The 22,015-nt window shown below is 56.3% G+C and carries 8 protein-coding genes; 5 read left to right on the forward strand and 3 right to left on the reverse strand.

Features of this window, described 5'->3' with window-relative positions; translation table 11 throughout:
- Position 1: 1 nt before the first annotated feature.
- Positions 2-1,066 carry an S-methyl-5-thioribose-1-phosphate isomerase gene (mtnA, locus tag E3E37_RS08105; protein WP_206204085.1) on the forward strand — a complete coding sequence of 355 codons (1,065 nt, stop codon included), beginning with the start codon at positions 2-4 and terminating at the stop codon, positions 1,064-1,066.
- On the opposite strand, the gene E3E37_RS08110 is transcribed toward mtnA, so the two are convergent.
- Entirely contained in the window at positions 1,018-1,311 is a 294-nt protein-coding gene (locus E3E37_RS08110; RefSeq protein WP_167716498.1) for a hypothetical protein, read from the reverse strand. The genes mtnA and E3E37_RS08110 overlap by 49 nt on opposite strands.
- A 119-nt stretch (positions 1,312-1,430) precedes the next feature.
- Here E3E37_RS08110 and E3E37_RS08115 point away from each other — a divergent pair, with 119 nt between their 5' ends.
- Positions 1,431-2,567, forward strand: a complete 1,137-nt coding sequence (locus tag E3E37_RS08115; RefSeq protein ID WP_167716811.1) for an iron-containing alcohol dehydrogenase — start codon at positions 1,431-1,433, stop codon at positions 2,565-2,567.
- Positions 2,568-2,580: 13 nt separating this feature from the next.
- On the opposite strand, the gene E3E37_RS08120 is transcribed toward E3E37_RS08115, so the two are convergent.
- Positions 2,581-4,059: an MFS transporter gene (locus E3E37_RS08120; protein WP_371731705.1), complete on the reverse strand. Its 1,479-nt coding sequence runs from the start codon at positions 4,057-4,059 to the stop codon at positions 2,581-2,583.
- A gap of 85 nt (positions 4,060-4,144) precedes the next feature.
- Here E3E37_RS08120 and E3E37_RS08125 point away from each other — a divergent pair, with 85 nt between their 5' ends.
- Positions 4,145-6,922, forward strand: a complete 2,778-nt coding sequence (locus E3E37_RS08125; RefSeq protein WP_167716500.1) for a DEAD/DEAH box helicase — start codon at positions 4,145-4,147, stop codon at positions 6,920-6,922.
- A gap of 238 nt (positions 6,923-7,160) precedes the next feature.
- Here the strand turns inward: E3E37_RS08125 and E3E37_RS08130 are convergent, their stop codons facing one another.
- Positions 7,161-8,216 (reverse strand): M20/M25/M40 family metallo-hydrolase, encoded by a 1,056-nt coding sequence (locus tag E3E37_RS08130; RefSeq protein ID WP_167716815.1) that lies wholly within the window; start codon positions 8,214-8,216, stop codon positions 7,161-7,163.
- Positions 8,217-8,333: 117 nt separating this feature from the next.
- Between E3E37_RS08130 and E3E37_RS08135 the strand changes: the two genes are divergently transcribed.
- Together E3E37_RS08135 and E3E37_RS08140 are read left to right on the forward strand one after the other, a co-directional pair.
- The gene (locus E3E37_RS08135; protein ID WP_157723231.1) at positions 8,334-8,513 is read left to right on the forward strand and encodes a hypothetical protein; all 180 of its coding nucleotides are present in this window, start codon (positions 8,334-8,336) and stop codon (positions 8,511-8,513) included.
- Positions 8,510-22,006, forward strand: coding sequence for a CARDB domain-containing protein (locus tag E3E37_RS08140; protein WP_240921956.1), 13,497 nt, complete (start codon positions 8,510-8,512; stop codon positions 22,004-22,006). Before E3E37_RS08135 ends, E3E37_RS08140 begins: the two co-directional genes overlap by 4 nt.
- Positions 22,007-22,015: the final 9 nt, after the last annotated feature.

Consider the following 22,015-nt stretch of genomic DNA (forward strand, 5'->3'; position numbering starts at 1 on the left):
GATGAGGTATAAGGCCGAGGAACTCACGAGGCTCCCCAGGAGTGTGCGCTATGAGCGCGGGAAGGTCATCATGATAGACCAGACCCTTCTGCCAAGGGAGTTTCGCATGATTGAGCTGAGAACCGTCGATGAAGTTGCCGATGCAATAATCACCATGAAGGTCCGCGGCGCTCCTGCCATAGGTGCGGCAGCAGCCTTCGGCCTGGCCCTCTACGCCGACACTTCAAAAGCCAAAACCAAGGATGAGTTCATGGATGGATTTTACCGGGCGTACAACAGGCTTAAGAACACCCGGCCAACCGCTGTGAACCTCTTCTGGGCGCTCAACAGGGTGAAGAAGCTCGTCGAGGAGCACCTTGAAGACCCACTCGACGAGATTAAGCGCATGATTGTCGCCGAGGCGCAGAGGATAGCGGACGAGGACGTCGAGGCCAACCTCAGGATGGGCCACTACGGTGCCGAGGCCCTTCCCGAGGGCAACGTCCTGACCCACTGCAACGCTGGCAGCTTGGCAACGGTCCAGCTCGGAACGGTTGGAGCCGTCCTGAGGGTAATGCACAGGGACGGAACGCTGAAGCTCCTCTGGGTGGACGAGACGAGGCCCGTCCTCCAGGGCGCGAGGCTTTCCGCGTGGGAGTACCACTACGATGGCATACCGCTTAAGCTCATAGCCGACAACATGGCCGGCTTTGTCATGCAGCAGGGGAAGGTCGATGCTATCATCATCGGCGCCGACAGGATAGTGGCCAACGGCGACTTCGCCAACAAGATAGGAACCTACACCCTCGCGGTTCTCGCCAAGGAGCATGGGATACCTTTCTTCACTGTGGCACCCCTCTCGACCATAGACATGAGCATGAAGAGCGGAAAGGAGATACCCATCGAAGAGCGGAAGAAGGAGGAGGTTTTAACCTGCGGTGGCTGTAAGATAGCCCCGGATGTTGACGTTTACAACCCAGCATTTGACGTGACGCCGCACAAGTACCTCACGGGGATAATTACAGACCGCGGCGTCGTCTATCCACCCTTCGAGAGGAACCTGCGCAGGCTCTTCAGGAGGGAATGACCCCTCTTCCCTTCCGTTTCTTCAACTACCTCTTCAACGAAAACACCCCGAATTTCACCGAGATTCTCCTCAAATGATGGCAGTAGGAGGCCAAGAACCTCCAGGGGCTCAAGGCAGTTGCAGTCAACCGAATAGCGGAACTCTTCGTCGGGAAAATCAACCCTAACCTCAATGCCGTCTTTATCTTTGTGAACCTCAAAGGGCACCGTGGCCTTCTCTCCAACGATCTTACCTTTCACGAGCATCGATAGTTGAATCTAGATTCATAATTAAAGCGTTTCTCCAACCACGAGGTTCCAAACCAGGAGTTAAGCCGGCCGAGAATGTTAAAAGCCTTCGGGCATAGGTTTCCTTGGTGGTGCTCATGTTCTGGCTGAAAACCAAAATCATCGAGGGTGAGGGAAGCCTGCGAAGGCTCTCAAAGGAGGCCAGAGGGTACGAGCGCGTTCTCATACTCTCTTCACGCTCGATGAAGAGGCACGGCTTCCTGAAGGAGGCCGAGGACTACGTAAGAGAGGCCGGGGCGGAGGTCTTTTCGATAGCTGGACTTCCGGCGGAACCTAGCGTCGAGGTCATAGAGGAGTTCCTTCCGAAGGTGAGGGATTTCGAGCCCGATCTGCTGATAGCCCTCGGCGGCGGAAGCGTCATTGACACGACCAAAGCCCTGAAGGTCTTCTACGACGCTCCCGAGCTGAACTTTGAGGAGATAGCCTTCATAGACCGCTTTTCAAAGCCCAAGCCCGTTCCCAAGCTCAGAACACCGCTGATAGCGATTCCCTCGACGAGTGGAGCTGGAAGCGAGGTCTCCGGGGCGAGCGTCCTGAAGAAGGGCGACGCTAAGTACAACATCGTGACCCCGGAGATAGCGCCCGACGTTGCCATACTTGACCCGCGACTGCCGAGGACTATGCCGGCAGAGGTGGCACGCAATTCCGGCCTTGACGTCCTCGTTCATGGAATAGAAGCCTACACGACAAAGGTGGCGAATCCATTCAGCGACGCCATGGCGATTAAGGCGATAAAGACCGTCTATAAGTGGCTGCCGCTCTCGGTGAAGGGCGATGACGAGGCAAGGGCGAGGGTTCACTACGCAGCAACGATGGCAGGTATAGCGTTTCTCAACGCACGCCTCGGTCTTTGTCATGCCATGAGCCACAAGGCGGCGTGGATTGGCCCGCATGGACTCCTCAACGCGATATTCCTGCCCTACGTGATGGAGTTCAACATGGAGCGCAGTGATTATGCAAGGAAACGCTACGCGGAGATAGCGAGGGAGCTTGGCTTCTCGACGGCCAGAGACCTCGTGGAGATAGTACGGGAGCTTAACGGGATGCTCGGTGTCCCGGAGCTGGGTGAACTGGTGGACGATGAAACTTTCGTGAGCAGGGTCGAGGAGATGGCCGAGAAGGCCTACCGCGACGGGCTCGTTGTCTTCAACCCCGTCGAGCCAAAGCCGGAGGAGATACGGGAGCTCTACCTGAGGGCCTACAGGGGAGAATAAAAGGGAAAAAGAATCAGCCAACGGTTATCTCCTTTTCTCCACCGTTTTCAACCTCGTGTATCTTCCCGCCCTTCATGACCTCGACGATGGCAAGGCTCAGAAGGGCGAGGAAGAGGTAGACGAGCGCCGAAGTGCCGAAAAGCACCTCGTAGGCCTTCTCCGTCGGTATCTTTATCGGCACCGGCACCTCGGGAATGTGCACGAGTATGTAGTAGGTGCTCATGACGGTTCCCGCTATGGCCGGCCCCCAGGTGGAGCCGAAGTTTCTGAACAGACTGTTCGCTCCGGTCGCCACTCCCATGACCCTCGGCGGGACAGAGAACACCAGCACGTTGATGAAGGAGACGTTCATCAGAGTTATTCCGGCCCCAACGACCGTTATGAGGGCCACGAACTGGGTGAGGGATAGCTGCGTGGCGTACTGGGAGAGCAACGCCAGACCGGCGCTTGCCGTCAGGGCACCGGTTACCGCGAGGGGCTTTGCACCTATCCTGGGCATCAGTTTGCCGGCGAGCGGCGCTATGACCAGCATAACGCCGGCCATGGGAGTCATGAGCAGGCCGCTTTCGAGTATAGTCTTGCCGAAGCCGTAGGGCGGCTTCATCTGAAAGATGTAGGTGTTTGCCTGGCTCATCATCGAGATGCCAAAGGCCGCGAACATTATGCCGAGGTTCACTATCGCGGGGTTCCGGGAGGATATTATGTCGAGCGGAATCAACGGATTGTCCGCCCGCTTCTCCCAGAGGTAGAGGAGGACGACCCCAACAATGGACACCCCAAAGAGCGCAAGCGTCTGCCCCGCCTGCCAGCCAACGTTCGGGGCGCGCGTAACGGCAACCAGGGCGGGAACAACAGCCCAGACCAGGAAGAGTGCACCAGGCCAGTCGAGCTTTCCGGGGTTCACGTAGCGGCTCTCGCGGAGGATTCTCCACGCAAGGATGAACATGATGACAGCAAACGGTGCCGCCGAGTGGTACGTCCAGCGCCAGCCGAAGTTCTGGGTTACGTACGCGCCAAGGGGAAGAGCGATGACCATACCGACGCCGAACATCGCGCTTATCATTCCCTGAACCTGGGGCACCATCTCGGGCGGGAACTCCTCGCGGACGAGGCTGAAGGCGAGCGGGAATATTGCCATCCCGAGGCCCTGAATCCCGCGCGAGACGAGGAGCCACTCGAAGCTCGGCGCGAAGCCGTTGAGTATAACCCCCAGCGTGTAGAAGCCCAGAGCGACGAGGAACATCTTCTTCTTGCCGTACATATCCCCGAGCTTGCCGAGGATTGCCGCGCTCACAGTCCCGACGAGGAGGTATATCGTCAGCACCCAGCTGACGTCGTTGGGGTTTATTCCGAACTCCTTCTGTATCGTCGGCAGTGCGGGGGTCAGCATCGCCTCCGTGTACATGACGAGAAGCGGCAGGATAACGACCACCAGCATCGCCCGCTTTGCATAGGCCATATCGTAGGTCTCGGTATTCCTCGTGACCTCCACTTTCTATCACCGATGTATCGGACGATATATCGTTTATAAATCTAATGGTGGTTGGGCTTATAAACCACGTACCCCATTTTTCACCATGCACCCCCTCCTCAGAAAGGCCATTAGGGAGCGCTTCGGAAGGCTCAACAGGCTCCAGCAGGACGCGTTCAGGGAGGTTAGCTCCGGAAAGGGCGTCCTGATAATAGCCCCCACCGGCTCGGGGAAGACCGAGGCAGCTGTTCTGCCCGTCTTCAATGAAATCCTTGAAGGGGGACTTAAGCCGATTTCTGCGCTCTACATCGCACCGCTCAAGGCCCTCAACAGGGATCTGCTTGAGAGGCTGGAATGGTGGGGAAAGAAGCTGGGAATAACCGTCGAGGTGAGGCACAGCGACACTTCAGCCTACCGGAAGGCAAAGCAGACGAAGAACCCGCCTCAGATGCTCATAATCACCCCTGAGACGCTGGGGGTTATCCTGACGGTCAAATCCCTCAGGAAGCACCTCGAGAACGTGAAGTTCGTCATCGTCGATGAGATAGCGGAGCTGGTGGACAACAAAAGGGGAGCACAGCTCCTCCTGAACCTTGAAAGACTTGCCGAAATTGCCGACTTCAGGAGAATAGGCATGACCGCAACGGTAGGCAACGAGGAGGAAGTCAAGGAGTGGCTGAAGGCGGACGTCATAGTCAAGCCGAACTGGAGGAAGAACTACCGCTTCCACGTTCTCTACCCGAGGCCAGATGGGAGGGACCTCGACCTCGCCCGGGAGCTGAGCGTCTCGCCCGAGATAGCGGCGAGGCTGAGGGCCCTGTGGGGAGTCGTCGAGGAGCACGGGAAAGCTTTGATATTCACCAACACGCGGCAGTTCGCAGAGATTCTGGCGCACCGCCTCAAGGCCTGGGGGAAGCCCGTTGAGGTTCACCACGGCTCGCTTTCGAGGGAAGCCAGAATTAAGGCCGAAAAGGCCCTCAAGGAGGGCAGAATTAAAGCGCTGATCTGCACGTCCTCTATGGAGCTGGGCATAGACATAGGTGACGTTGACATTGTAATCCAGTACATGAGCCCGCGCCAAGTGAACCGGCTCGTCCAGCGCGTCGGTCGGGCCAAACACCGGATAGGTGAAGTCAGCGAGGGCTACATCATAACCTCCAACGTTGAGGACTACCTCCAGAGCCTCGTCATAGCGAAGCACGCCCTTGAGGGCAGATTTGAGGCGGTCGAGCCGATGGGCGGGCTGGACGTTCTGGCCCACTTCGTCGTCGGCCTGCTCATCGAGTACAAACGCCTCCCTCGCGAGAGGCCCTACGAGATAGCGAAGCGGGCCTACGTTTACAGGGATTTGAGCTGGAGCGACTACCTCGACGTCCTGGGAGTTCTAGAGGACGCGAGACTCATGGGCTACGACGAGGAGAAAAACCTTCTCTATCTCCGCCGCGGCGCGTTCCAGTACTACTACGAGAACCTCTCAACGATTCCTGACGAAGTCTCGTGGAGGGTTTTCGACGCGGGGAGCGGGCACGTCATTGGAAGGCTCGATGAGAGCTTCGTGATGGACCTGGAGGAGGGCATGGAGTTTGTCATGAACGGCCGGAGCTGGATCGTGCTCAAGATCGACGACGAGGCGAGGCTTTTGAAGGTCCGCGAGAGCAAGAGCCTGGAGAGCGCGATACCGAGCTGGGAGGGCGAGATGATCCCCGTTCCATTCAGCGTTGCCCTCGACGTCGGCAGGCTGAAGAGGGAGCTGGCCTTTGACTTCAAGAAGGCGAAGGGGCTCCTTGAGGAGGTGGAGTTCAGCGAAAAGGAGCTGAGAAGGGCGTTTGACGAGATCAGGGGCGAGCCCTTCTCCACCGACCGCGACATCGTCGTCGAGAGCACGCCGGAAGCGCTGGTAATCCACGCGGACTTTGGAAACAGGGCAAACGAGGCCCTCGGGCGGCTCGTCCACTCGCTCCTCATCCTGCGCTACGGCAGGGTCTTCTCCGTGAGGAGCCAGGGGCATGCGGTGGTCTTCAAGACGCCCTTCCAGCTGAACCCTGAGGAGGTGAAGCGCTACCTCTACCAAGAGCCAGAAAGCCTTGAGTTCATAGTCTCCCGCGCTCTGAGAGATTCCCATGCATACAGATGGAGAATGCTGAACGTGGCGAAGCGCTTTGGCGCTTTGAGGAGGGACGCGAAGATAAGGAGGATCGAGAGGCTCTTCGAGGGAACGGTGATTGAGCGAGAGACCTTGAACGAGCTCTACCACGACAAGGTTGACGTGAAGAAGGGCGAGCTCGTCCTTGAGATGCTCAAGAGGGGCACGATGAGGGTGAAAACGGTTCTCAGGAAGGAGCCTTCAACGCTTGCCCGGCTGAACATGACCGTCGGCGGCGAGTTCCTGCTGAGCGGGACGCTGGAGAGGGACGAGCTGATAGAGCTGTTCAGGAAGAGACTGCTAGACCACGAGGTCGTTTTAGTTTGCACCAACTGCGGGTGGCACTCGAGGACGAGGGTAGCGAGGCTTCAAAACATAAAGCTAAGACAGTGCCCGCGCTGCGGCTCGAAGATGCTCGCGGTTGCGCATCCGATAGACGCGGAGGAGTTTCTGCCGGTTCTTGAGAAGGTTCGCCATGGGAAGCCGCTGGAGAGGGGGGAGGAGAGAACCTACAGGAAGCTGCTGAAAGCTGCGGACCTCGTGGATTCCTACGGCTTCGAGGCGATTTTAGCTTTGGCAAGCTACGGAACCGGGCCGGACACTGCGGCGAGGCTTCTGGCGCAGTACCGGGGCGAGGCACTCCTCGTCGCACTCATGGAGCGTGAGAGGCAGTTCATAAGGACGAGGCGCTTCTGGGTGGATAGGAAGGAGAAGGAAGAAGGTGGTGAAGAGGACTCATGAGGGCCGCGCCAATGCTCGGGCGCCGCCGGGTAGTTAACCTCCCAGCTTCTTGATGCCCTTGACGTCTTTTTGATTTCATGACTACGCGTCGGAAATATGAAGTTTCATGGGCTGGCTTCTCAATGCCAAAGTAGCGGTTCCATGCAAGAAAGGGTCCCACTTTCCGGGGTTTTTGGTACCCTTAACCCCCCACCAGTTACTGGTGGGGGCCCTTCCTTAAAAGGGGAAAAGAGAAAGTTCACCCGCTCTTTCCATAAATCTCGTTCAGTGCCTTCAGGAACTCGCTGGCGGTAACCACGTCCCTCACGTCGATGTGCTCGTTCTTGGTGTGGGAGATGTCGAGGTTGCCGGGGCCGAAGACTATGGTTCTGGTTCCGTTGTACATGAAGTTTATGGCATCGGTCCAGCTCCTCATCCCGCCGAACTCGTCTATGTCGGTAACATCCATCGCCTTCCTGGCGAGCTGGACTATCTCCTCGTCCGGCTCCAGCCGGTAGCCGTCCCATATCTCGGTGTACTCGTACTTCAGCGTGTACTCGTCGAATATCGGGTCGAGCAGGTCGAGTATGTCCTCTACCTCCTGTTCGGGCAGAAGCCTCGCCTCAAGCCTTCCCCTGCAGAGGGCGGGGATTAGGTAGACCGGGTTCTCGCAGACCAGCTCCTGGATTCCGATGTGCGGGTCGAAGAACTCGCCCCTGGCCTTGAAGGGCTCGAGCCTCTTCATCTCCTCCAGCATCTTGTAGGTCTCCTCTATCGCGTTTACCCCGCTCTCGGGGCAGGCACCGTGGGCCTCTTTACCGTCCACCTCGAAGTAGGCCTCGATGTTGCCTGCGTGGGCTATGTGGACCTCCAGGTCGGTCGGCTCAAGCACTACCGCCATCTTTGGTTTATACCTCTCCATGAAGAGCGCACTCCCGCGGCCGCCCAGCTCCTCGTCGCTGACGAAAACGATACCGACGTTGAGTTCCTTCCCTTCCCTGCGGAGGTTCTCCAGCATCAGGAGTATTGCCGCCGCCCCGCCCTTTATGTCGCTCGAACCAGTTCCATAGATTATGTTGCCCCTCACGAAGGGCTCGGCGCGGATGGGTATTGTGTCCACGTGCACCTCGTAGAAGAGGTCAGCGTCGGGGTTTACAACCAAGTCTATTATCTCGCCGTCGCTCTCTATCCTCACGTCGTAGTCGAGCCTGTGCAGGAACTCCATGATGTGGAGCATTATCCTGTCCTCCTGGCCGGAGGGAGAAGGTATCTTCAAAAGCTGGAGGAGTATCTCCTTCGCTCTCTCGGTCTTCATTTGGGTCACCTAACTTTCAATTGGCTGCGGTGCTTATAAAGGCTCCCCGGGTTTGATGCATTTCCTCAAACCCAGCCGATATGTATGATGAGGACGGAATATTAACGGGGATGCCCGATGGTTAGTGGTGGGTCCATCGCCGACCGTTCCGCTGTGAGGACGATAACCGGAGAGCTCGTCGAGTTCATAGCCAGGGAAACCGGTCTTGACAGGAGGACCATTCTAATGGTCTTGAAGGCGGAGGAAGACTTTCTCATGCTTCAGATATCCAAGAGCTTAGGGGGTGGCCGGCCATGAGAAGGCTCGGCCTTGTTGTCCTGATGATTCTTCTCGGCTCCCTACTGCCCCCCAACCTCGTGCTCCATGAGGGAGTCTTCGCCCAGGCGGGGCCTCCAGATATAGCCGTTTCGAATCCAAGGTATACCGTGGAGAACGGGAAAATAATCGTTTCCGTCCCCATCGAGAATGAAGGGGGGCCGAGCAGTTCATTCAACCTCACGTTCTCGTTCGTTGGTCCCATCAGTCCTCCGGAGCCAGGAGAGGTTCCCTTCACATGGCTCAACACGAGCAGGATGCTTGAGAATTCGCGTGAGGTCTCGTCGGGGGAAGTCGTTAACGGCAGCGTTGTGCTAAGGGACGACGATGGCTACATAATATACGAACTCCCCTTTGAGCTGAACTTCTTCGGCATTCCCGTGAAAAAACTCTCGGTCAGCACCAACGGCTACGTGGAGCTGATGGCGGAATACGAGGACACCATCTCCGAGGGGGATTACGAGGTATGGGATTTCCTCTCCGAAAGCAGGAGGGACTTCGTGGCGGGTCTCGATGAGGACCTCGAAACCGAGGACGGCTATCTGCTCGTGGCCAGAATAGAAAACGGTGTCGTGATTGAGTGGTTCGGCTCAACATGGGACGAGTACGACTCGGAGAACTACCCCATCAACTTTCAGCTGCTCATACTTTCCAACGGGACGCTCGTATGGAGCTACGGCCGTCTCAGGGCCCCTCTAAGCTACGGCAAGGCGGGATACTTCTCAAGGGTCTCGCTCGAATCCAGGGAGATTGAGCCTGAGGAAGGAAAAAGCTACTCCGTGAACCTCCCCCAAGTAACCCCGACGGTTCTGAAAGTTCAGATTCCACCCATGGGGGAGAACGAAACCCGTAGCGTCTCGGTCACTTCGCCGGTGGACGAGGGATACGTGCGCATTTTCGCTGACTTGGAAGGGACACTAAACGACGTCGACCGCTCGAACAACTTTGCTGAGCTGTGGCTCTGGCCCGGCAACTACTGGATAGAAAACGTCAGCATCGGCAATGTAACCCCCGGTGAATTCGTCGAGGTAAATTTCACGGTGAAGACAACTTCAAGGCATCCGGAGCCTGTGACGGTGAGGCTCCTAAAGAACGGGGAAGTGGAGCTGGAACACCACATCTGGAATCCCCAGGCGGAGGGTCTGGCAGGGGGCCTCCACTGGCTTGCCCAGGGCGGGAGCTACAACCTGAGCCTTGAGATAGATGTTATGGGAGATACAAACCTGAGCGACAACAGGGCCCACCTTGGAGAGTACTCCTTCCCGTTGCCGAACTTCAGGATAGCCAATTACTCCGTCAAGGTGCCCCACTGCTCCGGCTCCCCGGCGATGATAAGGGTCAACGTGACCAACGATGGGTCGCTGAACTGGAGCAACGTGGAGGTGATGGGGGCACTCATGTACAGCGACGGGACCATGTCACCATCCTGGGCCTTCATACCCTTCCTGCCTGCGGGAAAAACGGCCGAGGTTCTGCTGGAGCCCGTGGTGGCACCAGGGAACATAACCGGGGTTCGTATAGAGGTTGACCCTTACGACCGGGTCGATGAGTCCAGTGAGGATGACAACTCCGTGAGTGTCGAGCTTTCCGTGAGCATTGAAATGCCTGACTTCACCGTGGTTGGGGTGGAGATTCCCTCAAACGTAACGACCGGGAAATCTTACCAGGTAAACGTTACCCTGGACAACCTGGGAGGCTGCTACGCCGGGATTGTTGGGGTTAGGCTCTACGAGAACGGCCGCGATGAAGACTGGGAATACGTGGAGATAAACGGAACCACTGAAATCGGTCTGAGGTGGTCACCTTCGGCGATAGGATGGGTCAACCTCACCGTCGCGGTCGATCCATACAACGTGATAGCCGAGCTTAGGGAGGACAACAACGAGCTAACTGAGAGGGTCCTTGTGAGGGGGCCCGATATAACGATAACGAACGTTGAACTGGTGAGCTTTGACGGGATAGCAGGAAGCCCGGCCGTCTTCAACGTGATGCTCAAGAACCTCGGTGAGAGCTTCACCAGCGGGTTCTACGTCAAGGCTTACGGGGGCCTCGGTACGAGCACAATATACGTTCCTGGAGGGCTTTCGAAGGGCGAAGAAAAGACCGTGGAGATGGAAATCTACGCCAACGCCGGGAACGTTACCCTCTATTTCAAGGCCGATTCCTCCAACAGGATAACGGAGACTAACGAGTCAAACAACGGCTTTTCATACGAACTGGACGTCCCCCTGCCAAACTTTAAGGTTGAAGCCGTGTCCCTCCCCGAAAACACCGTCGGCTACGTCCCGGTAAACGTCACGGTGAGGAACATCGGGGCACCCTACAACGGCACGCGCTTTCCGCTAACGCTCAAGGTTTCCATTGGGGGGCGTTCAAGATACTACTACATCAGGAATCTTTTCGGAAGCAACGAAACGATAACTAAGCTAGGAACGATAATTATACAGGCTCCAGGAGGGCTTGTGAACGCAAGTGTCTATTCAAACGTCAATGAAACATCCAAATCCGACAACTGGCTGGCCGTGAACGTCTCAACCGGCTATCCCGACCTGGTGGTGGAGATACACCCGCCGGAGGTTTCAGCCGGGAGCTACGTGCGGGTCAACTACACCGTGAGGAACACCGGGAACGCGACCCTCTCCCTTAAAGGAACCTCCCTGCCCGTGAAATACGGAATTGAATACGAGGACGGGAGGAGGATAACCGGAGGGACATGGATAAGCAACCTCGTTCTGGCGCCCAACGGGACGGCCGAGATAAGACCCTACCTCAAGTTCAACGGGGGCAGAAACATCCTCTTCGGCGTCATAGACGAGGCGAACCGGTGGGTGGAGAGCAACGAGGACAACAACAATGCCACCCTCCTGCTGGAGCTGGATAAGCCGGATTTCGCGATAGCCAACTATTCGATTCCGGATGAGGTTCTCAACGGCAGTGCGTACCTTTACCACCAGTATGAAATCGAGGTCAACGTCACAAACCTCGGGGGAGAATTTAAGGGACATCTGATAATTGCCCTGCTTGTCGATGGCAGGGTGGATGAATTCACCGGATTCTACAACCTCGGAAAGAACGAGACCAAGGAGGTAACCCTCTACTACAGGCCCGAACCCGGGAAACACAACCTAACGATAGCACTCGACTACAGTAACGAGTGGATAGAGGGGAGGAAAGACAACAACAATGCCACCGTCACGACCGCTGAGTTCGGGATGCCCGACGTGACTCCGGTTGGCGTGACATGGGAGCCCTACAACTTCACCTCGGGCGAGAGGGTAACCTTCAAGGTTTACCTGAAGAACCTCGGCCAGGCCTTTGAGAAATCATTCACAACCCGGGTTGAGATATGGAACGGGAGCACCAGGCTGACGTACGGTACCGCCTATCCTTATCCCTACGGCTACACCTTCCGGGAAAACGAGACGCGGGAGTTCAGGTGGGTCTGGTACGGCGCAGAGCCTGGGAACCTGACCCTCAGGGTGGTGGCGGATTACTACAACTACCTGCCGGAGGCCAACGAGACCAACAACAACCTCACCGTTGACCTGGGAAGCGTCGGAACCCCGGACTTCGAGCTGAGCAACCTGAGCGTTGGGAAGCCGGCCTTTGGAAGGTGGGTGGATGTTAACGTCACACTCAGAAATCTCGGGGAGGGCATATACAGACCTTTCAACGTGCTCTTCAACCTGAGCGGGAGGATTTACTATGAAACCGTCTACGGCATCGGTGCAAACGAGACGAGGATTCTCAGCAGGCGCTGGTACGTTGATAGAACCGGAGAACTGAAGGTATCCGTGGGAGTTGACCCAAGGAACGAAATAGCCGAAACGAACGAAACGAACAACTGGGTCTCTGGAATCTACAACGTAGAGCCTCCAGAGCTTTCCATAGTCTCATACAGGTGGGAGAGGCGTGAACTGGCAAGCGGATACTTGGCATTCACGGTGAACGTGACGAACTCCGGTGGGGACACCTACAGGGGCTTCTATCTTGCCATGTACGTTGATGGCTCACTGAAAGCCCGTGTCTGGGTTCCGGAGCTTCTCTCGGGTGAGACCTCGGAGAAAGCCCTGAGATGGCGCCTTGATACAGGGGGAATGCACGAAGTCTGGCTGGTGGTTGACGACGGCAACTTGATTCCAGAAACTGACGAGGACAACAACATCGTGAAGACCAACGTCACCATTGAGCTCCCAGACATTGAGGTCGAAGGGCTGTCGGTTCCCGAGATGCACGCCAATGCACTCTTCACGGTCAACGTTACCCTGCGGAACTCCGGCATCCAGGACATCGAAAGGCCCTTCTTCGTGGCGGTGTACCAGGACGATAAATACCTCGGGGGAGCATGGGTTGATTCTCTTCCTGCGGGGGATTCAAAGAGGGTTGGAATAGCAGTCAGGCCCTACCCGGGTGATTCCATCATAACGGCCGTGGCGGATCAGCACAACACCGTTGTCGAGGCCAGCGAGGACAACAACGAACTCTCGGTGGCCGTTCACGTCAGCGCCCCGGACCTGAGGGTTATCTCCTTCTTCCCCGGAAACCCAAGGTACTCCGGAGAGACTGCAAACGCGACGGTTCTCATAAGGAACGAGGGAGACCACGAGACGGGAGCGTTCCAGGTGGTAATCCGCGAAAACGGGAGAAACCTCGGAAGCGTGTACGTTGAAAGCCTTATGCCGGGGGAGGAGCTAAACGCCACGGTACCTTGGAAGGCAGAACCGGGGAGATACAACGTTACCGCGGTCGCTGATCCGTACAACGTCATACGGGAATGGGACGAGGGCAACAATGCCCTGAGCGTTCCGGTCGTCGTTCCGGCGCCGGATTTGAGCGTCTTAAGCTTCAGCTACTCCGGCGGGAGGATAGCGGGGGAGAGCATGAGCTTCACCGTAACGGTTGCAAACAGGGGGAACACCACCCTGTTGCCGTTCTACGTGGTCGTCTATGCCAACCCCACCGTTATTGGCGTCAAAAGGCTCAACGGGCTCCCATCGGAGGGAGTGAGGACCATTTACTTCGAGAATTCCTGGAAAGCCCGCTACGGGAGCTACGTTCTCAGAGCTGTGGTTGACCCCTACAACAGGATAACCGAGTTGAGGGAGGACAACAACGAGGCCAACGTTTCGGTCTTCATAGACGATGAGACTCCCCCGTCAGTGGTTACCCCCTACCCAGCCAACGGAAGCTTCACCAACGAGGCACTCATCGGTGTCCTTCTGAGCGATGAAGGCTCTGGAGTTGACCTTGAAAGAAGCCGGTTGAGTATTTACCGCGAGGGCGTTCCAGTTGAGGGCTCAAGCGAGGCCTCGTGGGGATGGTTGGTCTTCAGGAACTCAACACCCCTTCTAGACGGGAACTACACGGTAATTCTCACCGCCGCGGACAGGGCCGGCAACTCGATGGAGTACTCGTGGAACTTCGTCCTTGACAGGAAGGCACCGGTGATTTCCAGCAACATCACCAACGGCACCCTCTACAACGGGAGCGTGGTGCCGGCGATCAACGTCTCCGACGAGAACCTGCTGGATTACAGGGTAACCGTTAACGGGAGAGAGTTCCATGGTGGGGAAATAAAAGCCGACGGGAGTTATCTCCTTGAGGTCTTTGCGGTGGACAGGGCAGGTAACAAGGCGAGATATTCAGCCTGGTTCATGGTCAACGGCGTTCCCCATCCGCCGTCGGGCCTTACGCTGAGGATGGAAGGAAAGTACGTGGAGCTGAGCTGGCTCCCAAGCGGGGATTCGGACATCGCCGGGCACTACGTTTACGTGGACGGGAAGAGGCTCAACGAGGAACCGGTGGAGGTTACGGCCTTCAGGGACGTCCTCAGGGGAAGCCTCAACTACAGCGTAACGGCGGTTGATTTCATGGGCTTCGAGAGCGAACCGGTTCAGGCGTTCCCCGTGAGGCTTGGAATAGAGACCGAGAGGATGGTCGTGGGGTATCCAACTGAGGTCAGGGTGAATATCGAGAACCTGGATGGACCAGCCAACGGAACGCTGAGGCTTGAGCTGGTGGACGTCTTTGGAAACATCATCGAGGGTATCATCAGAAACGTTGGTCTCATCCCTGGGAACGGCACCGAGAACTTTGAGGTCGTAGTTCCACAGGGCCTCGGCTCGCTTAGGGCTTCCCTGACCATCAACGGGTCCGCAACTTTGGCCGTCCTTCCGGTGATTCCTGAAGAGGCCGAGGCCCCAGTAATCCTCCCCCAAAAGCTTGAAACTGGCCTTCCCGGGCTCGTGGAGGTCAGGTTGAAGAACCACGGTTCCAGACCGCTCGACACCTCCAAGGCCACTCTGAGGCTGGGAAACATTACAGGCGAAGCCATTGGAGCTCTCCCAGCCATTCCTCCAGGTGAGGAGGCAATTCTCCGCTACCGTGTCGTTCCGCGGGGGAGAGGGCTTCAAAATCTGACCTTCCGTCTGGGATACCTGTCAGCAGCGATGGAGGTTGAGATCAGAGACCCGGTAACGAGTCCGGTTATGGTGTCCACGGAGAACTTCGTACGTGGGGCCAGGGCAAAGGTTTACGTCACCTTCAGGAACACCGGCACGGCACCGCTGAGGGTTTTGGATGTTGAAGTGCTCGGGATGAGGCGGAGTGTCGGGCTTCTCCTCCCACCAAACCTCTCGGTGGAGCTCCCCTTCGAGTACACGGTGCCCCAGAACGCCTCGCGGGTTCTCATAAACGCCACCGTCTTTACCGATGTGGGAACGTTCGGAAGGAGCATCGTGGCAGAAACCACGGAGCCAACCTACAACGCCAACGTCACGGTTAAGCCGGTCTTCAAGGTCGGAGAGGATGTTCTCATCGAGGGCTTTGCCTACAATTCAAGCGGCCCCCTTGCCAACGTTCCGGTCAAGGTCAGCGTCCTCCGCGGCGACTTCGTGAGGGAATACTATGTGGTCACCGATGGAACGGGACGCTTCAACCTCACGTTCCGGCCGTTGGGAGGAGAATACGGGCACTTCATCGTGAGTGCGACCCATCCGGCTGTCGTTGCCCCGGAGAGGGACGGGGAGTTTGACATAGTCGGCCTAACCCTGGTTCCCGATGTATATGACCTCACGGTTACCCGGGAGTTCAGCGGGGAAATTGAGGTGGAGATAATCAACCACTGGCTCGACTCGAACGTCTCGGTTGATGTCAGCGCCCCGGAGGCCTACAACGTTACCGTTCCACGGAGGATAGAGCTGAAAAGCGGTCGCAACCGCCTGAAGATCGGTCTTTCCAGCCAGAGCGCGGTTAACGGAACCATGGTGATAACCTTCAGAGCCGTCCAGCTGGGGATTGAGGTGGAGAAGAACCTCACCGTGAGGGTTAACGTCCTTCCACCCACTCCGAGGATAGAACTCGAACCCCTCAGCCTCGATGTGGGGCTTTTGACCAACGAGAGTGTGAGCAGGACGATAACGGTAAAGAACACGGGGTTCGAAGAGCTCAGGAACGTCAGCGTCGTCTCGTCCATAGAATGGGTAAAGATTGTTTCGGCATTCACCGGGCTTGAAGCCGGAAAATCAGGGGTCATAGGCCTTTACATAGCTCCCCCTGAGAACCTAACCGGGACGTTCGAGGGAAGCATAAGGATATCTTCCTCAAATTACAGGGACGTTTATGTTCCGATCAGGATAACTGTGACTCCAAACGCCAGGGGCTCCCTCAGGGTCGTCGTCATGGATCCCAATGCCACAAAGCTGGAAAAAGCCGAGGTTACACTCTACAACGGATACGCCCATTTTGAGGGGAAGACGGACGAAAACGGAACGGTGCTCTTCACCGACGTTCCAATCGGAGAATACACGCTCATAGTGGGTGAGGAGAGCCACTACACCTCAAGCAGGAAGGTTATCATAGAGGCAGGGCTGGAGAGGAACCTAACCGTGGTGCTCATGCCCTCGGTGCTGGAGGTTGAATGGGAGGTCGTGCCTGTAACCATAGAGGACGTCTACATCATAAAGCACGAGATTGGCTACACCACCTACGTCCCCGCCCCGGAGATAAAAACATACGGCGGAGATCTTGAGGTTTACATAGACTATGAAAAGCTGGCGGAGCTGGGGATGGTAGAGTTCCGGGGGCAACTGATCATCAGGAACACCCACCGCTACGTATCGGTCTTCAACATCACCTTCGAGAGCGGTGGAAGCCACTACATAGATGTAGAGTTTATGGTGGACAGGATAGACGAGCTGAAGCCTGGAGAAACCGTGACAGTGCCCTACGTGGTGAGGGTTTACTACCAGCGCTCGCCGCCCATAAACCCGTGCCTCCACGAGACCAAGGTCTTTACCCTCAAAGCGGGCGTTGTTTGCGTTGAGGAAGCTGGAAAGATAACCTTAAGGGCGCAGAAAGTGCACAGGTTGATAGTCAAGCCAACCTGCGACGGTTGCTGGAAGAGCCTGCTAAACATAGGTGCGCACATACTCTTTGAGAAGCTGAGCGACAAGCTGGGAGACCTGCTTGAGAACAACGAGATAGCCAAAGACTCCGGGGACAAGGCGCTTGAAGCTTTGAAGGAGCTATATGAGGCATACTACCAGATGAGCATGAACCCCACCGATGAGAACATAAAGAACTACGAGAAAACCCTCCAGAAGTTCAAAGGAACTCTTCTGGAGATTGGAAAGACCGCCCTGGCAAAGTACGGTGAGAAGTACCTTGAGAACTATCTCTCCACCAAGGGGATTGAGTTCGACTTGATACTCGACGAGAAGGGCCAGGTCGTCGGGTTTGTGATGCCCTCAGACGTCGCTCCGATGTACCCTGAGGTCATGAGCACCGTCAACGTGCAGAACGGAAACGTTCAAGTGAGCTGGGAGGAAGCGGAGAAACTTGCGGACAAGCTAACCGGCGGGCTCATATCGGAACTCAAGGAGAAGGCCGAGAACCTGTGGATAGTCGAGATGATCAACCTGATAGTGAAGCTCGTCGATGATTACACGCCGATGATAGCCGAGGCCGGAATGAACTGCGCCATCTGCCTGCTTCGCAACAACTGCAGTCCGCCGAACGTCGGGGAGATGAAGCCAATCCAGCTCATACGCACGGCCTACTTCACCGGATACGACGGAGGCGGAGCCGGGGGCGTTTCAAGAGGCGGTGTCCTAGGGGAGACCAGCGTTGGAAGGTTCACGTGCGAGGGTCTTCCGAGACCAGAGAATTCCACGTCGCAGACATCACAACCAACGGCCCAGTCATGTCCGGCTTGTGGTATTGAAACCAAGCTCTCCGACACGGGAGAGAGGAAAATCTGCGTTAATCTCCCGCTGAGGGACCTTCCATCCCAGCCCCTCCAGGAGGACGGGGATGGGGAAGCGCAGAACACGCTTCACATGTGCGTTGATCTGGTCATAACCATAGAACAGAGACTTACCTTCGAGAGACAGGCATTCAGAGCCTCACTGAGGTTCACCAACACCAACGCCAACTACAGTCTGGAGGACGTCAACGTTAGCCTGGTCTTCCTCGACGATAACGCCAACGATGCAGGCGAGAGGTTCTTCGTGAGGCTCGACGAGAGGAGCGGTTTGAACAACGGAGTGCTGAAACCAAAGGGAGAGGCAAGCTTCAGGTGGCTCATAGTGCCCAAGGTGGGGGCGGCGAGAGAGTTCAGAACGAGATACTACGTCATGGCCAATGTTACCGCCAGGCTCGGCGACTCCAGACTTGTCTTCGAGACATGGCCGGCCGTGATAGAGGTTAAGCCGGTTCCCCAGCTGGAGCTCGACTACATGATTCCAAGAAAGGTCTACGGCGATGACCCGTACACCCCGGAGATAGAGCAGCCGGTGCCTTTCATCTTCGGGTTAAGGGTGAAAAACGTTGGGTATGGAGAGGCCAAGAATCTGAGGATAGCATCGGCCCAGCCCAGGATAGAACGTTCCAACTATCCGGGAGTGTACATAGACTTCAAGCTACTCGGAACCATCGTCAATGGAAATGTGGCCCCCAACAGCCTAACGGTGAACTTTGGAGACCTAAAGCCCGGAGAAAGCTCAACGGCGGCATGGATAATGAGCGCGGAGGTAACGGGAGATTTCGTCTACTACAATGCCACCTTCCAGCACAGCGACGAGCTGGGTGGAAACGAAACGTCCCTGATAAGGGCCCTGAGAACACACTTCCTCTTCAGGGCTTTCAACGACACCGCCAACGACGATGGGATGATGGACTTCCTGGTGGACGATGATGGGGACGCCGTTCCAGAGAGGATAATCGACTCCAACGGGGAGGACTATCCCGTCCTGAAGGTCAACTTCACGGAGGAGTATGGAAGGGGCTTCAGAAAGGTAATTCCTCTGGTAAAGTCCCCAGGCTGGATTTACATGGCGATACCAGTCAGCGGGTTCACGAGGGCAACGAGGAGCGATGGAAAAGAACCAGTGGCCCAGTGGATTGACAACGGAACCCTCCACCTGCTGGACCTTGGAACAGCGGAATTCTACGTTCTGAAGGCCAATCGCCCGCCGGTTCCGGTGATGAGTCTCAGCGAACCCGTCATCGTCAACAGAACGGTGACCCTCGACGCATCGTTGAGCTACGACCCGGATGGCAGAATCGTTAGGTACCTCTGGCGGATTGGCGACGATACCTTAGAAGGCCCGGTGGTGAGCTATACTTTCAGAGAAGCTGGAAACTACACGATCATTCTGACCGTCTGGGACGGAGAAAACTCCAGCTCCTCCATGACAAGAAACGTCAGGGTATACCTGGGCCCGAGGTTCGTCGTTGAAGTGGGAACTATTCCGGAGTGGGGAATAGTGCCCTTCAACGTCACCGTTAACGTCAGCGTTGCCAACGCTGGGGATGCCCCAGGCACCTACAACCTCAGCATCTCCATCGACGGTCAGCCGGAGGTGTTTGAGGAGGTAACACTTCAGGCAGGGGGAATGAGAAATCTAACGTTCCAGGTCGAGATAACTAGCGCGGGTGAGCACGTAATCTCCGTTGATGGAAAGAACTCAACGGTGTTGGCCTACTGGAACGTGAGCCTGAGTAAAAACGAGACCCTTGAGTACAGCAGGGACTTTGGATTCTACGATTCCCTAACCTGGGAACCCTTCGTGAGGGACTTCGATAACTGGACCACACAAGTGCTGGAAAACGTCTCCCTCCCGGAGCTGACGCTCGAAAGGATACTCGACGAAAAGGTCTCCAACTGGGCACTCGCGAACCGCTCCGAGAACCTTAATCCTCGGGAAAGGGAGGGCGATATTAGAGCCATCTACTCCAGAAACGCCACCATCAGAGGAATATCCGGATGGAACTACACGACCGTAAGGGTAACTCAGAGGGTAGTGGTCTTCGCGAACGCAAGCCACAGGCTCGATGAGGAGCCACCGACGATACGGGTAACCCCTGAAAGCGGCGTCTATGAGAGAATACCGGTTCTCAACGTTACAGTCATTGACGAAACCAACGTCACGGTCTGGGTTGAGACGGACAGGGGCAGGGAAAACCTGACACTCCTGTTAAAGGACGGCAACGTGTCGGTCTGGAGCGGTATGCCACCCCTTGGGCCGGGGAACAACACGGTTATTGTCTATGCGGAGGATTACTTCGGAAATCAGGCCAATGAAACGCTCTGGATTTACCTCAACCCCAAAGCACCCATAGTTACGATAGAGAGCCCGGAGGAGAGGGTTTACAACTCCAGACAGGTCTGGATAAACTACACCGTAATCGATGACGACCTCGTTGGGGTGAAAGCCTACCTTGACGGGAGGCTCGTCTCGACCAACTCCTCGTGGAGCGCCGAGCTGGTGCTCGACTACGGAACCCACAACCTCACCGTCGAGGCGTGGGACGTCAGCAACAACGTCACGGAGACGGTCACCTTCAGAATAAACGAGCCCCCTACAGTGAACTTCACGTGGAGCGCCAAGTATCTAGAGGTGAGCTTCCAGGCCAATTCAAGTGATCCTGACGGCATAATCGAGTATCTCTGGGACTTTGGAGATGGCTCAACTGGTCGGGGAGCAAACGTTACCCATGTCTATGCCAACGGAGGAGTTTACAACGTCACGTTAATTGTCTGGGACGCCTACAACCTCAGCTCAAGCAGTACTAAAACGATAGAGGTCTTCGCCAATGTGAGCCTGCGTAGAAACGAGACCCTTGAGTACACAAGGGACTTCGGATTCTACAACTCAACATCGTGGGAGTCCTTTAAGAGGGACTTCGAGGAATGGGTCAACAGGACCCTTCGCGGGATTGAAGTTCCAGAGACCGGGCTCGACGAGGTGTGGAGCGTAAAAGCTGGCAACTGGAGCCTCGTCAACCACACCGAGAACCTCCTGCCCGGCTCCGGCAACGGCTGGATAAACGCCACCTATCGCCGCTTGACTATCGTGAAGGGCCTGATTGACCACAACGAGACGACCATGCTCGTAATTCAGAGGGCTGTCCTCTTCGGCAGTGCAACCAACGTGAGGGACGTGGAGCCTCCGTTCGTGAAAATAGTCTATCCCGAGAACAGAACCTACGACCACAACGTTACCGAGCTGATTGTGTTCGTCAACGACTCCACGGCAGTGGCGTCGGTGGTGGCGGAGCTCGACGGGGAAGCGGTTGCCCTAACCCAGGCCAAAGGCTCATGGCGGGCAGAGATAACGGCAGGAGACGGGAGGCACCGGCTCGTGGTTATCGCAAGGGACATATGGAACAACACCGCCGTTGAATGGGTAAACTTCACCGTCAACACCACAGTTAGGATTACCGAAATCAACGGGACGGAGATAGTCACAATTCCTGGCGAACTTGAAAGCGCGGCCATCGTTCAGAACGGACTGCTGAGGATAACACTCGGACTGGGAGGAGAGACCGTCTCCCTGGGATTCTCCCTCAGGAAGCGGGTGCTCATAGACGAACGTCTCTGGGAAACGCCCTGGCTCGCGGTAAGAAGCGGAATGACCAGGGGGGAGATTTCAGTCCGGGAGGAGACCATCAGAAGAGCGGGCAGGCTTTATGAGAGAAGAACGTTCAGGGTGGAGGCAACGGGGCAGGGCTACGCTGTACTGATGCTTCCGCTGAACGGGATGGATGTCGTGAGGGTTACCATCGAGAAAAACGGGACAACTTATGAACTCGGCACCGCCGACGAGGGCAAACCCGGCCACTACGGAATCCTCGGGGGATACCTCTACGTTGTCATACACTCCGACCCCATCATCGAGGTGGAGCTCGAAAGAGTAGTGGTACAGAGAGCCTCCACCGATTCATGGCTACTCCTAGGCTTTGCATGGCAGAGATGGTACCTGAAACTCAGGGAAGAGTTCACCGAGCTTAGGGAAAAGACGTGTAATGAAACCTTCTTAGAGGAGGCCGATGAGCTCCATACCCGGGCGGAGGAGTATTACCTCAGAGGAATAAGTCACTATCCAAACAACCCAATATGGTACGCCATATACATGAGAAAGGCATATCTGCTTGAAAAACAGGCGGTCGAAATCGTGAGGCGCTGCACCTGATTCCCGGAA

The sequence above is a fragment of the Thermococcus sp. ES12 genome, assembly GCF_012027515.1.
GTDB classification, from domain to species: domain Archaea; phylum Methanobacteriota_B; class Thermococci; order Thermococcales; family Thermococcaceae; genus Thermococcus; species Thermococcus barossii.

What these genes read in the sequence shown, in the direction of transcription:
- mtnA (WP_206204085.1), top strand. Translation starts at nt 2, where the DNA reads ATGAGGTATAAGGCCGAGGAACTCACGAGGCTCCCCAGGAGTGTGCGC.
- E3E37_RS08110 (WP_167716498.1), bottom strand. Translation starts at nt 1,311, where the DNA reads ATGCTCGTGAAAGGTAAGATCGTTGGAGAGAAGGCCACGGTGCCCTTT.
- E3E37_RS08115 (WP_167716811.1), top strand. Translation starts at nt 1,431, where the DNA reads ATGTTCTGGCTGAAAACCAAAATCATCGAGGGTGAGGGAAGCCTGCGA.
- E3E37_RS08125 (WP_167716500.1), top strand. Translation starts at nt 4,145, where the DNA reads ATGCACCCCCTCCTCAGAAAGGCCATTAGGGAGCGCTTCGGAAGGCTC.
- E3E37_RS08130 (WP_167716815.1), bottom strand. Translation starts at nt 8,216, where the DNA reads ATGAAGACCGAGAGAGCGAAGGAGATACTCCTCCAGCTTTTGAAGATA.
- E3E37_RS08135 (WP_157723231.1), top strand. Translation starts at nt 8,334, where the DNA reads ATGGTTAGTGGTGGGTCCATCGCCGACCGTTCCGCTGTGAGGACGATA.
- E3E37_RS08140 (WP_240921956.1), top strand. Translation starts at nt 8,510, where the DNA reads ATGAGAAGGCTCGGCCTTGTTGTCCTGATGATTCTTCTCGGCTCCCTA.